This window comes from Cytobacillus sp. NCCP-133 (genome assembly GCF_026011715.1).
Lineage (GTDB): Bacteria > Bacillota > Bacilli > Bacillales > Cytobacillaceae > Cytobacillus.
The window spans coordinates 44,140-57,832 of sequence record NZ_BRVM01000012.1; the positions used below are offsets into that span (position 1 = coordinate 44,140).

Consider the following 13,693-nt stretch of genomic DNA (forward strand, 5'->3'; position numbering starts at 1 on the left):
TTTTAAACGTTGTAAATTATGGAAAAATAGTATTATTGCTGTGAAACTGTGTTATAACAGGGTTTTGCTGGGGTAAATTTGTGATAGAAATGTGACCAAACAGAGGAGTAATCAGGAACCTATGAAAATATTCGTTGTATTCTGCGAATCAGCCGGATCCGATTTTGTAATCAATAAAACCGTTTAAAAGTCTTAGTCCACCGCTTTTATGGCGGGAATGACGGCTGATTCTTCGTAAGAATCTTTCTCCTTTCACCATCCCGGCAAGGCCGCAGAAGGAGGAAGCAGCCTTACTATTCAAACTCGGCATCCCCTCTGGGAATGGGTGTCAGCTTTACCATCAGCAGTGTGATTGCTTTCTTTTATTACCGATATGGCAAATGGCATGAGCAGGAGTTATTCGTAAAAGGAAAATAATCCTTTTCATAGACAAAAGTATACTTTATACTTATATCGAATAATTTCATAACGCTACCACAAGGGGAGCATATTGCTGAGAGTGAACAGTTTTGCTGTTCTGACCCTTTGAACCTGTTAGATAATGCTAGCGCAGGAATGTGGAATAAAAGGCAGCAGGATGCATCCGCTTCTGCCTGCTTGTTCTCCCTTGGGGTATCGTCAAACGATTTAAGGGGGATTTTTTTATGAAAAAATTAAGTTTAGCAGCCATGATCGAAGCCTCATTTTTTGCAGCATTTGCCGTTATTCTTGATTTTCTGCCATCCATTAAGCTGTCGCCATCGATTTCCATATCTGCAGCCATGATACCTATTTTTATCCTGGCATTCAGATGGGGCTTTAAAGTCAGCTTCATTGCCGGCCTCTTATGGGGCATCTTGCAGATTGCCATGGGGGATGCGTGGATTGCAACGCCGCTTCAGGCATTTATTGAGTATTTTGTAGCATTTGCCTGTATCGGGTTTGCCGGTTTGTTTTACCGCCCAATTCAAAATCAGCTGTGCAGAGGGTACAAGAAGAAGGCATTGGCCTGGGCAGTGGTAGCGGTGTTCGCCGGTAGTCTTGCCAGGTACTTCTGGCATTTCATTGCAGGTGTGCTTTTCTTCGGAAGCTATGCACCAGAGGGAATGTCACCCGTTCTATTTTCCTTCCTGGCAAACGGCACAACCATGCTTGGAGCTGTCATTCTATGCTCGATTTTAGCAGTGTTAATCATTTCTTCGGCCCCAAGATTAATCATTAGAAAATCGGATGAATTTTTAGAATCTCAAAAACGTGCTTTATAATAGCATCAGCCTCTTTGAATATATTTTCAGAGAGGTTTTTTTCATAAAATAGAAAACTGCTCCTGAAAATTGGGTATATTACTCAAAAAGGGGAGTGATGACTTTGTCAAACACATTGCATGGAAACATCATTGCAGGTGTATATGATGCAAAAGCCAGCGCCTTTGAAATTCAAAGAATAAAAAATTTCAGCACCCAATCTATCCTTAACAAAAACCAGTGTGAAAATTTGTATAATTATTTATCACTACATGAAGAGGATGAGGGAGGACAGATCATCACACTGTACGATCAAATGCCATTCATGCTAACCAGGCAGGAAATATGCAGTCTGAAAAAGGATTTAGAAAACATTAAAAAGCTATATCAGTAGAAAATCACTTTGCATCCGCAAGGCGATTATTTTTGCAAAAATAAATTTGACAAATTTGTGAACATAGTTAGAATATTAAATAAAAGGGGATGAAAAAATGACACTTAAACAGCAAAAGGTTTTGCATTTTTTTAGGAATATAACAGCTGCCGGAATCATGTTAGGACTCATTGTTTTTATTTCAAGCTTCTTTGTAAGCGGTATCGCCGGCGAGTATGTTTTATCAATCGGCTTAAGCATTATGGTATCATCCATGCTGATTTTTGGATTCGGATTTTTCATCAATGTAATGGAAGAAATGACAAAGGGAAGCAAGGGAATCAGACAATACAAATAAAACCGGCCTCTATAAGGGAGACCGGTTTTTTATATTGTCTTTGGAAAGCTTAATGAGCAGCGTGTCCAGAGGTTAAAACCCATATAGAACCAACTACAATAACGATAACCATAAATACGGCATAAATCATATTTACTAGGTTCGTCTTGCCGTCTTCACCTTCTCTTAAGTGCATGAACATGAACAGCTGCATGCCAGCCTGTATGACAGCCAGAGAGCCAATAATCCACATGATCACTTTAAATGAGAGATTCGTTTTTAAAGTAATACCTGCTGCTGCAAAAGTCAGCACAAGGGAAACAACAAATCCAATGACATGGCTTATCGGGAAACTTTTTGATTGTTGATGTTCCATTTAAGCCACCAGTCCTTTCAAATACACGAATGTGAAAATAAAGATCCAGACTACATCAAGGAAATGCCAGTAAAGTCCGATAATGAACGTCTTTCTTGCTGTAGTAGGGGTAAGGCCTCTTTTTAAAAGCTGGATAATGACCATAGTTGCCCAGCCAATTCCGAGTGTTACGTGGGCTCCATGTGTTCCCAGCAAAACAAATAAGCTGGAAAGGAACGCGCTTGTCTGCATCGTTGCCCCTTCATGCGCATAATGAATGAATTCATTAATCTCCATGAAAAGGAAACCTGCGCCAAGGGCAAGGGTTATCACAAGCCAGATGATCAGCCCTTTTAAATTGTGGCGGCGCATTTCAAAAATGGCGATGCCCATTGTAAAGCTGCTTGTCAAAAGGAGGACTGTCTGAATCATGACATCCTTGATCACAAAAATGTCTTTATGTGTTGGACCTCCTGCAAAGCGTTCATATAATACACCATATACTCCAAACAGCGTGGCAAATAGAACGATTTCAGCGCCAAGGAAAACCCAGAAGCCAAGAATATTCATCCGATCCTGTTCAGTTTGATATTCAAGGGGCAAGGAAGTATCCACTTTAGCTGACATGATCATGCACCTCTCCTTCTGTTTTTCTCCAGGCATTTTCAATTCTGTGAATTTCATCTTTTTTAACATGGAAGCCTTCATTGTAATCGAATGAACGGATGATCAAACCAGCAAAAATGCCGATGGCAGCTAAAGCTGCAGCAATGTGCCATTCAAATACAAGGAGGAAGCCTGCGATGCCAAAGATGACACCCATATAAATCGGAAGCCAGGAATTGCTTGGCATATGAATCTCTTCAATTTCACTGTCATATAACGTTAAGCCTTCATTCTTTTTCTTCATGTGCCAGAAAGGATCAAGGGATTTAACCTCCTGCAGCTTTGCAAAGTTATAGAATTGAACTGGTGAAGCAGTAGACCATTCCAATGTTCTTGCATCCCATGGATCGCTTGAGATGTTTCTGTCCGCATAGCGGATGCTCCAGTAAATGTTGTAGCAGAATACCGCGAATCCGGCTGCCAGAATGATCGAGCCAATGGCAGATAGCATGAAGAGTGGTGCAAATCCAGACTCGGCAGAGTATGTGTAAGCACGTCTTACAGCTCCGTTCAGACCAAGGAAGAACATAGGCATGAATGTTACGTTAAAGCCAATAACGAATAGCCAGAAATGCCATTTCCCGATTTTTTCATTCAGCATGAAGCCGAACATTTTTGGCCACCAGTAGTAAAGACCAGCAAATACCGCAAATACGACACCTGGAATTAATACATAGTGGAAGTGGGCAACAAGGAATAAAGTGTTGTGATATTGATAATCTGCTGCGCCCATTGCAAGCATGACGCCTGTAACCCCGCCAATAACGAAGCATGGGACGAATGCCAAGGCCCAAAGCATGGCGGAAGAAATTTTTATGCGTCCTTTCCGCATGGTAAACAGCCAGTTGAACATCTTGACTCCAGTTGGAATGGCGATTGCCATTGTGGTAATGGAGAAGAAGGAGTTAACAGCTGGTCCTGAACCCATTGTATAGAAATGGTGAACCCACACAACCATACTTAAAAGCGCAATCCCAAGGATGGAGAATACCATTGATTTGTAGCCAAATAAAGATTTCCTTGAGAAAGTCGAAATAACCTCTGAGAAAATTCCGAAAGCAGGCAGAGCAACAATGTATACTTCCGGGTGGCCCCATAGCCAGAACAGGTTAGCCCAAAGCATATCCATGCCTCCGCCTGATACTGTAAAGAAATGTGTGCCATACAGGCGGTCAAAAGTCATCAATGCCAATGCAACTGTGAAAATAGGGAAAGCAGCCACAATTAGAATGGATGTTACAAAAGTAGTCCATGTAAACATCGGCATTTTCATCAATGTCATGCCTTTTGTTCTCATTTTTAAAATCGTGACGATAAAGTTAATACCTGTCATCAATGTCCCAATACCGGCAATCTGCAATGCAACCGCATAAAAGTTATTTCCGATTCCCGGACTGAATTCCTTGCCTGCTAGAGGGAAGTAAGAAGTCCATCCTGCATCAGGTGATCCTCCGATGACGAAGGAAATATTAAATAGCATAGCTCCACTGAAGAACAGCCAGAAGCTTAGTGCATTCAACTGAGGGAAGGCGACGTCACGCGCACCGATCTGCAGCGGAATGACTACGTTCATTAAACCAATCAAGAACGGCATCGCCATGAAAAGGATCATAATGACTCCATGAGTTGTAAAAATTTCATTGTAATGCTGTGAATCAAGAAATCCCATTTCCGGCTGTGCTGTTTGAGCTTTCATTAGCAAGCCGTCCATCCCGCCGCGAAAAAACATCAATACAGCGGAGATGATATACATCATACCGATTTTTTTATGATCAACGGTTGTAAGCCATTCTGTCCATAAGTACTTCCACTTTTTCAAGTAGGTAATTCCTGCAACTGCACCAATCATGGTTAGAACAATAGCAATCTGTGAACCTAGTATAAGGGGATCGCCGGTTATAAAAAACTCATCCCATTTAATGCTCATTATGGTCACCTCCATGGTTATCTTCGCTTTCATCATGTCCGCCTTGGCCATGATTTTCCATTACATTTGGCTGGTTACTTTTATAATTATCTTCTTCTTCAAACGTTTTGCCTTGATATCCATGGCCTCTATATAACTCTGGATTCGTATAGGCTTTTGAATGGGGATCTGCATGGTTTACCCATTCGAGATGTGTGTTTGAAAACGTCAATCTTCCCATATGGGTTGGCTTCAGCAAGTCGTCATACTCAGATTCCGTTAATTTAGGAGCTGTCTCTTTAACGTCTGCAAGCCATTCATTAAATTTTTCGTCGGTTTGAGCAAGCACTTCAAACTTCATATCCGCATAGCCGCGGCCATTAAAGTTCGTATTCTGGCCATCATAAGATCCCGGATTATCCGCAACTAAATACATTTCTGTTTCCATTTTAGGCATGGTGTATTTCTGTCCGCCTAAAGCAGGAACCCAAAATGATTGCATTGTACTTGCAGACGTCATTTTAAATAAAACAGGAGTATCTTCCGGAATATTTACGTAGTTAACAGTCTCAATCCCTTGCTCAGGGTAGCTGAATATCCATTTCCAGTCAGCTGATGTTACATGGATCGTAATCGGCTCTTTTTCTTCATAGCCTTTAGGTGCTTCCTCAAGTGCATAGAGGGTTTTAACTGTCGGGATTGTTAAGGCAATAACAATCAAGATTGGAATCCCAGTCCAAATAATTTCCAAAAGAGTGCTTCCGTGCTCCTCGGGCGGTTCATAATCCTTATTTTCAGGCCGTTCTCGATATTTCCATACGATATAGCCGAATAAGCCAAAAACAACAACCACAACGAGAAGCATCCAAATCAGGGACCAGTTAATCAAATCAGTTATGCTTCGTGCAACAGGCCCCTGGGGTTCGAATACAACCATATTGCATCCGCTAAGAACGAGCAGAGGCAATAAAGCTGTTAAAGAGAGCAGAATTTTCTTCATCAGATTTTCATCTCCTTTTGTTTAAGAAAGCTATTGCTAAATAATTCACATATAATGTGCGGTTTTTCACAAAATCGTCAAAAAAAATATTTTTAAAAACCGGACACTCGTTTAACACTAAGTAAACTTAGATATCACTGTGAAAATGATAATAACATGGAGAAAAAAGAAAAGTTGTGACAAAAGTGAGAAGGAAAATAATGTGAAAGAAGATATTGCTAAATATTTATGTACAAATAGCTTAGAATCAAGGTTTTGAATCGCAAATTCTATTTTTGAACAAATTTTGAACTTTAATAAACTGTATGTCAAAGAGCCAAGCACGTAATCGTGAACCTGCCCATATCCTAAATATTGAATTTTAAAGGAGGTTTACTTGTGTATTCATATTATTACGATCCTCAAAATAGATATTATCGGCAAAATGATAAACTGCTCAGCGATATCGCCAAAGCAATTAACGCAGAATACAGCGCAGTACAATGCTATCAAAAACTTGCTCAAATGGCGCCCAATTCACTGGAAAAGGAACAGATTGGTGAAATAAGTCGGGATGAAATGCAGCATTTTCGGCTCTTTAATCAAATTTATATGAACCTGACCGGCATGGAGCATAAGCCGCAGATTTCTGAAGAATGCCCGGATAATTATAAAGAAGGATTGGATTTTTCTTTTAAGGATGAACAGGAGGCAGTTGATTTCTATTTGGACATAGCTGATCAAACGGCTGATCCATATATTAAGGAAGTTTTTAAAAGGGCGGCAGCGGATGAACAAAACCATGCTGTCTGGTTTTTATACTTTATCAATAATTAAAGGTAAGGTCCTTATTCCTCAGGCTCTTATTTTTATTGAAAAATACAGAATAGTAAAGTAATATGAACTAAAAAAAGGATTGGCAGGGTGAGGAAATGATTGATTTAAGAAGCGATACAATAACAAAACCAACGGAGGATATGCGTAAAGCAGCATATGAAGCAGAAGTAGGGGACGATGTATATGGGGAGGACCCATCCGTAAATCGCCTGGAGGAAGCTGCTGCTGAAATGTTAGGAAAAGAAGCCGCCTTATTTGTCACAAGCGGGACCCAAGGAAATCAAATTGCCATACTGACGCATTGCCAGCCAGGAAATGAAATCATACTCGAAGCTGATAGCCATATTTTTTATTATGAATCAGGTGCTGCTTCTGCATTCGCTGGTGTCCAGACAAGGACGATAAAAGGGAAAAGAGGTGCCATGGATCCGGAGGAAGTCATGTATGCCTTAAGAGGTGAAGATCAGCACTACCCGGAAACCGGTTTGATATGCCTTGAAAATACTCATAACAGGGCGGGAGGTGCGGTCCTTCCTATCAAAAATATAATGAAAATATATAATATTGGGAAAGAACATCATATCCCCGTTCATATCGATGGAGCAAGACTATTTAACGCTGCTGCAGCATTAGATAAGCCAGCTGGCGAACTTGCTCAGTATTGTGATACTGTCCAAGTTTGTTTATCCAAAGGACTTGGTGCCCCAGTTGGCTCCATCCTTGCAGGAAGCAAAGAGTTCATCTCTTCAGCCAGAAAGTGGCGCAAAAGACTGGGCGGGGGACTCCGCCAAGCAGGAATATTAGCTGCACCAGGTCTTTACGCATTAACCCAAATGCAGGAACGCCTATCAGAAGATCATGAAAACGCCTTATTCCTGGCCGGAAAACTAAGTGAGATCAGTGGTCTAAGGATCGAAAATCAAGTGGATACAAATATTATTGTGGCAGATGTTAAGGGCTTAAACATGGATTCTGTCCAATTTGTTGAAAGATTGAAACATGAAGGAGTGCTATCTGGAACATTTGGCCATTCATCAGTTCGTTTTGTCACACATTATGATGTTTCCAGAAAAGAAATCGAAAAAGCCATCTTAGCCATCCAAAGAGCGGCAGGCTAAGGGCGGCAGACCTTTATTCCTAACTAAAAGGATCGAAGATAGTGAAAAATGGCGGCGAATGGGACACCGAATAAAATGTTGTCTTTAAACATGGGAAAGGCATGGAATAGAGAGAAGTGTTCGAAAAGAATGTTTCGCATTACGGAATGCGTCTCTCATTATAATTGGTCTGATAATTCTTGGATAATTGGCTAAAAAACGCATGAATCTACATGCGTTTTTTTTAGCAATTAAAATCTCTCTTGCCCTGAAGGTATGGGTAATGATGATAATGGGAATGAGGATGACTTTGTTCCCAAATGCTATGATAAGGATAACCATGGTGAGCTGGCTGAAACCATGGACCATATGGCTGTGGATATCCAAAGTAATACGCTCCATTGATGCCTGTAATCACATATTGCCTCAATGTATCCCTCCTTCCTATTGCTTCCTATAAAAAATGCTAAGCAAATAATGAAGTTCTCTTGTGCTTTGGGAATTTCTCTTTATTTCCAACTATACTTTCTGACCGACTCCGTATGATAAGAAAGTAAAATTAATTATTAAAGGAGATAAGAGAAAAAATGAAAATAGTCATCTGGAAACATTTTCTGCTTAGTTTGTTTTTTGTACTATTGCTTACAGCCTGCAATAATACAGAGCAGGGGTTGAATTCCCGGGAATTGACAGGAAATGACCTGGAGGAAATCAGCAACACCAATAATGCGAATGTTGAAAGAGAGAGACGCGGAAGCTCTCCAATGGAAATCCAAAGGGTCCATAATGGCTATTTGACGATTGACCCCAATTCATATAGCACCTCATTGCCTAGTGAAAATTTCCCTCACAGCCAATTGACAGAAGATGGCGGATTACCTTTTTTCCAGTTTGGTGAGGACGAACAGGGAAATCAAGGGATGGCTCCGGGACAGCCTGAAGGCGGCCAATTTGCACAGCCGTACGGCCAGGGAGGAATTGGCGATCAGCAGCCTGAAGCACCTCAGCCTAGAGAAGAGGCCGATCAGATACCGGCAGTGCCGACGCCGCGTGGAGGAGCTGAACAGACACCGGCGGCACCTGCACCACGAGAAGGTGGTCAGGCACCTGCTTCACAAGCTGGTGGAATCAATAATTTTGAAGCAAAGGTCATTGAATTAACTAATGCGGAACGCTCAAAAAATGGATTATCTGCATTAAAAGCAGATAACCCATTAAGCAATGTTGCTCAGGCAAAATCGAATGATATGCAGCAAAAGAATTATTTTTCCCATACCAGTCCAACTTACGGTTCACCATTTGACATGATGAGAGATTTTGGTGTCGCATATAATAGTGCCGGAGAAAACATTGCTATGGGACAGCAGACACCATCAGAAGTTGTACAGGCTTGGATGGATAGTGAAGGCCACAGAAAAAATATACTGAATGGCACATTCACTCATATAGGGGTTGGCTACACAGAAAGCGGTTCTTATTGGACTCAAATGTTTATCAGTAAATAAAAAAGAAATCGGCTTAGCCGATTTCTTTTTTATTTACTAAAGGTTCCAGCTGACATTTAAGATCATCTACCAATTCATTGATTGTCAATTGATGGTCGGATTGTCCTTTATCCAGAGCCGATTCCAAAACCTTAGCAAAATCATTAAAATTCACATCCATTTTACGCACCTTCTAGCAAGTATTTGGTTAGTGAACCTATTCCCTGTAAAAGATTAATTAAAACTTCAGACACTATATACTATTTAAACAAAAGAAAGTGCGTGACACTTTGTGAAAAGCCAGCCATGCAGCAATGGTTTAAGAATTGTAATTCGTGGGTACGAAGTAAAAGAAAAAGTTTTTCTGCCACCCCCACACCTGGTCAAATAACAACGAATAGTATAGCAGAAAAGAAAATGAATACATAAAATTTTTCTAGGAAAAAACTCTGTTAAATTTCCTGCTGATTTCAGCTCAATGAAAAAAGTTGCCAAAAATCCACAAAAAGCTTAACACAATCCAGGAAAATGCAAAAATGCAATAGGAGGTCTGATTATGAGATTGGTGCAAATGGATATTGACCAAATATTGGAAGCTACATTGGAAATTGCTGAAGATGATCTTGGTTATCTGATCAGACAAGTTGAAATTGATTCTTTACTTGAAAGAACCCAGGATTGGTAGAATATAAGAAAGCTCCCCTTAATACGGGGAGCTTTTTATTGGCCTTTTGAATAAATGCCATCCTGCTTTAAGGCTTCCTTCTTTAATCTGAAAGAGGGTACAGAAGAAAGCATGACGCCAAAAATGACAATCCCTCCGCCTATAGCCTGATACAGATGCAAGGATTCAGCTGTGAACAACACAGCAAAAATGACTGCAAAAAGTGGGAGAAGATTAAGAAAGACGCCTGCTTTTGAAGCTCCTATTATTGAGACTCCATAATTCCAGGACAAAAAAGCAACAATTGATGCAAGAATGCCAACATATAGCAGTATTCCAGCAGAAGCAATCGAGAAAGCCGGCTCGACTCCAGTTATTTTGTACTCAATCAGGCTTAATGGAGCCAATAGTAAGATGCCAATAAATGAAGTTATATACAAAGTAGATAGACCCGGAAGCATACCTGAATATTTTTTCCCTATAACAGAGTATAATGCCCACATCACGACTGCCATGAGTACGATCAGGTCTCCCGGATTGACGCTCCAGGAAAGAAAAGCATCAAGCGATCCTCGTGTAATGATGAATGTAATTCCGAGCACGGACAAGAGTATACCTGCTGTCCTTTGCCATGAGAGCTTTTCTTTTAAAATAAAAACGGCAAAAATGGCGATGAATAATGGTGTTGTACTATTTACGACAGAAGCATTGATGGATGTGGTGTATTGCAGAGCAAAATAAATAATCGTATTATAGCCTGCCACTCCTGACACAGCTAGCAGCAAAAGTACAGGTTTATGCTTGCGCAGTCGTTTCCACTCCTGTTTAAGCGGTTTGACCATAAAAGGCGTTAAAAGCAAAAAAACAAGCACCCATCGCAATAAAGAGAACAGCACAGGGGGGAAGTACTCAACGCCGATTCTCCCAATAACAAAATTCCCGCCCCAAATCATGTTTGCCAATATCAATAATAGATAACCGTATTTTTTGTTCGGTGCCTCCACAAATAAAAACCTCTTTCCCGCCTAATTTTATAATCTATTTTACATTAATTTCTGAAATTTTATCAGGTTAAAGTTGTAACAATTGGAAGATTCAACCCGTCAATAAGTCAAGAGGGGTGTCTAAAATGAAAAAAAAATGGCTTTGGATTGGCGGAATGATGGGCATTTTGATCCTAATAGCTTCTTTTGCAATTGGATCCCGGCTAAAGATAGTCAGTGATCTAGCTGAAATGAAAGAAGAGCTTATTGTACTAAAAAACAAAGTGTGGGAAGTCGAGTTTTCAAAAGAACTGGATGCTCAAAGCATTAACAGCCAGACAGTCTATGTTCTGGATCAAGAAGGCAAAAAACAGCCTGTTGATCTTTTATTAGCAAAAGACCAAAAAACGGTGGTCATTCATCCACCGAATGATGGCTATAATGTAAAGTCTCCTCATTATTCATTAACTTTCACAAAGGGTATCAAAGCAAAGTCAGGAAGCAATTTAATAAATACGGTGGAAGCCAAGTTCACAGTCATGGAAACGCTGCCGACAATCGAATCGCGAGAAAAGCTAAATGCCTATTTTAAAAAATTGCTGAAGGAAGAGCGGACGTTTTTTACTGGAAGGGATATGGCAGTAAGCGAAGAGAGCAGTTCCGATAAAAGTGCTGCCGATTCGGCCCAAGGGGGATTCTCGGAGACAAATGTCCAAGTAGAGGGAATTGACGAGGCAGACCAAGTCAAAACGGATGGAACACATATCTATAAGATCAGCGAAGGAAAAGTTCAAATTATTAAAGCTGTTCCAGCTGGTAAAATGGCTGTAGATTCTGTGCTGCCTTTCAGTCATTCATTTTCTCCTTATCAGCTTTTTTTGGAAGGAAATCAATTGGTCGTCATCGGACACAGTTTTAAAGAAATGAGAAAAAGCCAGGGGAAGTCTGCTGCTGATTTAATGATTGCACCTGCTTTTCAATCGACAAAAGCGATCGTTTATAACATTCAGAATAAACAACAGCCCCAGCTTGTGAGGAAAATTGAAATGGAAGGCAGTTTGCTTGCATCCAGACTAATGGACGGCAAGGTATATATGGTTACGAGCCATTATCCCGAAATATGGATTCTTGAAAGAAATAAAGAAGCGGATCTTCGTCCAAGGTACTCTGACTCGGCAGAGAATAAGGACTTACAGGTGATTGATTATAATAAAATCGAATATTTTCCAGACTCTAAACATGCACACTACACCAATATTGCTGTTATGGATTTGCAGGAGCCAAAATCTAAATTGGGACTGACAACATACCTGGGAAGCGGAAATGAACTATTTATGTCGAAAAACAATCTGTATTTGGCTATTGCCAATTATGAAGATGCTGCATTAACAGCAGGGAGAGGATTCAGCCCTAATACCAGCATCTATAAATTCTCTATTAACGGCAGAAATGTGGAATTTCAAAGTTCCACTGATATAAAAGGAACGGTATTAAACCAATTTTCAATGGATGAGTATAAAGGAAACTTTAGAGTTGTCACCACAAAAGGGCAAGCTTGGGATAATCAAAATCCGTCTTCCAATAACCTATATATTCTGGATGAAAATTTAAAGCAGATAGGAAAGCTTGAAGATCTGGCGAAAGGGGAGCGAATTTACTCAGCCCGATTCATGAACGATCGGATTTATATGGTTACCTTCAAAGAAACCGACCCGCTCTTTGTCATTGATGGCTCTAATTCGGAAAAACCCGTAGTGCTCGGCGAATTGAAGATTCCGGGTTTCAGCAATTATTTGCATCCATTGGATGAAAACCATTTAATAGGCTTTGGGCATAATACCAAAGTGATGAGCGGAAAAGGAGAAGGGAACCAGCCAATTATAACAACAGAGGGTGTTAAGATATCACTTTTTGATGTTCGTGACACCACTAATCCCATTGAAAAGAATACAGAAATCATTGGCGGCCGGGGTACTTACACTCCTTTAAATCATGACCATAAAGCTCTTCTCGTACACAAAGAAAAAAATGTATTTGCTTTTCCTATTACCGTCTATCAAAATGCAAAAGGCAGCCAGTTTGAATCACAGTATGAATTTCAGGGTGCTTACGTTTATAAAATAGATGCCAGGGATGGAATTCAATTGCAAACGAAAATTACCCATCAGGATGAAAATGCAATCTATGAGGAGTGGGAAAATACAATTGAACGGCTAATTTATATTGGGGATCAAATCTATAGCATCTCCCCCAAAAGGATAGATGCCTATCATCTGGATGAATTCACAAAGACAGGAGAAATAAAGCTTGATTAATTCTTGTTAGGAGGGCTAGACATTTCAGGTTGGCTTTTTTATTGGAAAACATTTTCCAATAAATCGAATGAAAAAGGATCGATTAGTCAAACATAAGAGTTGTTAGTATATAAATATAATATTATATAAAGATAATATTATATAAAGATGGCTGGTGAAAATATGAATGGCAGCAGTATTCCTAAATTAAATTCCTCTGGAATAAATATTAGAAAGGATCTTGTTGTCCGTTATGCAAAAATGATGGCAGAAGTCGGAAATTATGCAAATGAGGGCGCCAAAATAATGATTGACAATGGATGGCTAGAAAATCCGCCTCAATCATTAGACAGAGAAGAACTAAGAAAGAAATAAGCGTAAGCACCGATTTTGCAGGGTGCTTACGCTTATTTCTTTCTTAATATGACGTTCATTGAAGCCCCTCATTAGCTAAACATCACATCACATTTATAAACAAAAAAATTTCATATGAAT

Annotated in this window: 17 protein-coding genes and 1 riboswitch; of the genes, 9 read left to right on the plus strand and 8 right to left on the minus strand. The window is 40.0% G+C overall.

All coding sequences use genetic code 11. From position 1 onward, the window contains the following. Positions 1-148: 148 nt before the first annotated feature. On the minus strand, positions 149-301 hold the full coding sequence (locus NCCP133_RS14325) for a hypothetical protein (protein ID WP_264805716.1): 153 nt from the start codon (positions 299-301) through the stop codon (positions 149-151). A gap of 168 nt (positions 302-469) precedes the next feature. Next, positions 470-573, plus strand: a riboswitch (TPP riboswitch). A gap of 71 nt (positions 574-644) precedes the next feature. On the opposite strand from NCCP133_RS14325, the gene thiT reads away from it, so the two are divergent. The 3 genes from thiT to NCCP133_RS14340 all read left to right on the plus strand — a co-directional run bounded on the left by thiT (position 645) and on the right by NCCP133_RS14340 (position 1,954). Then, a complete protein-coding gene (gene thiT / locus NCCP133_RS14330; protein ID WP_264805717.1) occupies positions 645-1,244 on the plus strand; it encodes an energy-coupled thiamine transporter ThiT in 600 nt (199 codons plus the stop codon). Positions 1,245-1,341: 97 nt separating this feature from the next. Continuing rightward, a complete protein-coding gene (locus NCCP133_RS14335) occupies positions 1,342-1,617 on the plus strand; it encodes a hypothetical protein (RefSeq protein ID WP_264805720.1) in 276 nt (91 codons plus the stop codon). 97 nt (positions 1,618-1,714) lie between these two features. Continuing rightward, complete coding sequence (locus NCCP133_RS14340; RefSeq protein WP_264805722.1) at positions 1,715-1,954, plus strand: hypothetical protein; 240 nt, start codon at positions 1,715-1,717, stop codon at positions 1,952-1,954. A gap of 49 nt (positions 1,955-2,003) precedes the next feature. Here the strand turns inward: NCCP133_RS14340 and qoxD are convergent, their stop codons facing one another. Genes qoxD through qoxA form a run of 4 tightly spaced genes read right to left on the minus strand, consistent with a single transcriptional unit; the run spans position 2,004 to position 5,860 of the window. After that, positions 2,004-2,309, minus strand: a complete 306-nt coding sequence (gene qoxD, locus NCCP133_RS14345; protein WP_264805723.1) for a cytochrome aa3 quinol oxidase subunit IV — start codon at positions 2,307-2,309, stop codon at positions 2,004-2,006. Beyond that, entirely contained in the window at positions 2,310-2,915 is a 606-nt protein-coding gene (gene qoxC, locus NCCP133_RS14350; protein WP_264805724.1) for a cytochrome aa3 quinol oxidase subunit III, read from the minus strand. It abuts the gene before it with no gap. After that, entirely contained in the window at positions 2,905-4,881 is a 1,977-nt protein-coding gene (gene qoxB / locus NCCP133_RS14355) for a cytochrome aa3 quinol oxidase subunit I (protein WP_264805725.1), read from the minus strand. The genes qoxC and qoxB overlap by 11 nt, the downstream gene beginning before the upstream one ends. After that, positions 4,871-5,860, minus strand: coding sequence for a cytochrome aa3 quinol oxidase subunit II (gene qoxA / locus NCCP133_RS14360; protein WP_264805726.1), 990 nt, complete (start codon positions 5,858-5,860; stop codon positions 4,871-4,873). The genes qoxB and qoxA overlap by 11 nt, the downstream gene beginning before the upstream one ends. Before the next feature lie 378 nt (positions 5,861-6,238). Here qoxA and NCCP133_RS14365 point away from each other — a divergent pair, with 378 nt between their 5' ends. Next, entirely contained in the window at positions 6,239-6,676 is a 438-nt protein-coding gene (locus NCCP133_RS14365) for a ferritin-like domain-containing protein (protein ID WP_264805727.1), read from the plus strand. Positions 6,677-6,771: 95 nt separating this feature from the next. After that, positions 6,772-7,794: a low-specificity L-threonine aldolase gene (gene ltaE / locus NCCP133_RS14370; RefSeq protein WP_264805728.1), complete on the plus strand. Its 1,023-nt coding sequence runs from the start codon at positions 6,772-6,774 to the stop codon at positions 7,792-7,794. Positions 7,795-8,017: 223 nt separating this feature from the next. Here ltaE and NCCP133_RS14375 read toward each other — a convergent pair whose 3' ends face one another. Further along, positions 8,018-8,203, minus strand: coding sequence for a hypothetical protein (locus NCCP133_RS14375; RefSeq protein ID WP_264805729.1), 186 nt, complete (start codon positions 8,201-8,203; stop codon positions 8,018-8,020). Positions 8,204-8,360: 157 nt separating this feature from the next. On the opposite strand from NCCP133_RS14375, the gene NCCP133_RS14380 reads away from it, so the two are divergent. Next, complete coding sequence (locus NCCP133_RS14380) at positions 8,361-9,278, plus strand: CAP domain-containing protein (RefSeq protein WP_264805730.1); 918 nt, start codon at positions 8,361-8,363, stop codon at positions 9,276-9,278. A gap of 13 nt (positions 9,279-9,291) precedes the next feature. Here the strand turns inward: NCCP133_RS14380 and NCCP133_RS14385 are convergent, their stop codons facing one another. Then, a complete protein-coding gene (locus tag NCCP133_RS14385; RefSeq protein WP_264805731.1) occupies positions 9,292-9,438 on the minus strand; it encodes a hypothetical protein in 147 nt (48 codons plus the stop codon). Between the two features lie 375 nt (positions 9,439-9,813). Between NCCP133_RS14385 and NCCP133_RS14390 the strand changes: the two genes are divergently transcribed. Then, positions 9,814-9,942 carry a hypothetical protein gene (locus tag NCCP133_RS14390; RefSeq protein ID WP_264805733.1) on the plus strand — a complete coding sequence of 43 codons (129 nt, stop codon included), beginning with the start codon at positions 9,814-9,816 and terminating at the stop codon, positions 9,940-9,942. 35 nt (positions 9,943-9,977) lie between these two features. On the opposite strand, the gene NCCP133_RS14395 is transcribed toward NCCP133_RS14390, so the two are convergent. Beyond that, positions 9,978-10,925 carry a DMT family transporter gene (locus NCCP133_RS14395; RefSeq protein ID WP_264805734.1) on the minus strand — a complete coding sequence of 316 codons (948 nt, stop codon included), beginning with the start codon at positions 10,923-10,925 and terminating at the stop codon, positions 9,978-9,980. A gap of 125 nt (positions 10,926-11,050) precedes the next feature. Here NCCP133_RS14395 and NCCP133_RS14400 point away from each other — a divergent pair, with 125 nt between their 5' ends. Both NCCP133_RS14400 and NCCP133_RS14405 read left to right on the plus strand, forming a co-directional pair. Then, the gene (locus NCCP133_RS14400; protein WP_264805735.1) at positions 11,051-13,219 is read left to right on the plus strand and encodes a beta-propeller domain-containing protein; all 2,169 of its coding nucleotides are present in this window, start codon (positions 11,051-11,053) and stop codon (positions 13,217-13,219) included. A gap of 162 nt (positions 13,220-13,381) precedes the next feature. Next, positions 13,382-13,573, plus strand: a complete 192-nt coding sequence (locus tag NCCP133_RS14405; protein WP_264805736.1) for a DUF3231 family protein — start codon at positions 13,382-13,384, stop codon at positions 13,571-13,573. Positions 13,574-13,693 lie beyond the last annotated feature (120 nt).

Excerpts from the sequence above, each read along its gene's own strand:
- thiT (WP_264805717.1), top strand. The coding sequence starts at position 645 with ATGAAAAAATTAAGTTTAGCAGCCATGATCGAAGCCTCATTTTTTGCA.
- NCCP133_RS14335 (WP_264805720.1), top strand. The coding sequence starts at position 1,342 with ATGACTTTGTCAAACACATTGCATGGAAACATCATTGCAGGTGTATAT.
- NCCP133_RS14340 (WP_264805722.1), top strand. The coding sequence starts at position 1,715 with ATGACACTTAAACAGCAAAAGGTTTTGCATTTTTTTAGGAATATAACA.
- qoxD (WP_264805723.1), bottom strand. The coding sequence starts at position 2,309 with ATGGAACATCAACAATCAAAAAGTTTCCCGATAAGCCATGTCATTGGA.
- qoxC (WP_264805724.1), bottom strand. The coding sequence starts at position 2,915 with ATGTCAGCTAAAGTGGATACTTCCTTGCCCCTTGAATATCAAACTGAA.
- qoxB (WP_264805725.1), bottom strand. The coding sequence starts at position 4,881 with ATGAGCATTAAATGGGATGAGTTTTTTATAACCGGCGATCCCCTTATA.
- qoxA (WP_264805726.1), bottom strand. The coding sequence starts at position 5,860 with ATGAAGAAAATTCTGCTCTCTTTAACAGCTTTATTGCCTCTGCTCGTT.
- ltaE (WP_264805728.1), top strand. The coding sequence starts at position 6,772 with ATGATTGATTTAAGAAGCGATACAATAACAAAACCAACGGAGGATATG.
- NCCP133_RS14380 (WP_264805730.1), top strand. The coding sequence starts at position 8,361 with ATGAAAATAGTCATCTGGAAACATTTTCTGCTTAGTTTGTTTTTTGTA.
- NCCP133_RS14385 (WP_264805731.1), bottom strand. The coding sequence starts at position 9,438 with ATGGATGTGAATTTTAATGATTTTGCTAAGGTTTTGGAATCGGCTCTG.
- NCCP133_RS14390 (WP_264805733.1), top strand. The coding sequence starts at position 9,814 with ATGAGATTGGTGCAAATGGATATTGACCAAATATTGGAAGCTACATTG.
- NCCP133_RS14400 (WP_264805735.1), top strand. The coding sequence starts at position 11,051 with ATGAAAAAAAAATGGCTTTGGATTGGCGGAATGATGGGCATTTTGATC.
- NCCP133_RS14405 (WP_264805736.1), top strand. The coding sequence starts at position 13,382 with ATGAATGGCAGCAGTATTCCTAAATTAAATTCCTCTGGAATAAATATT.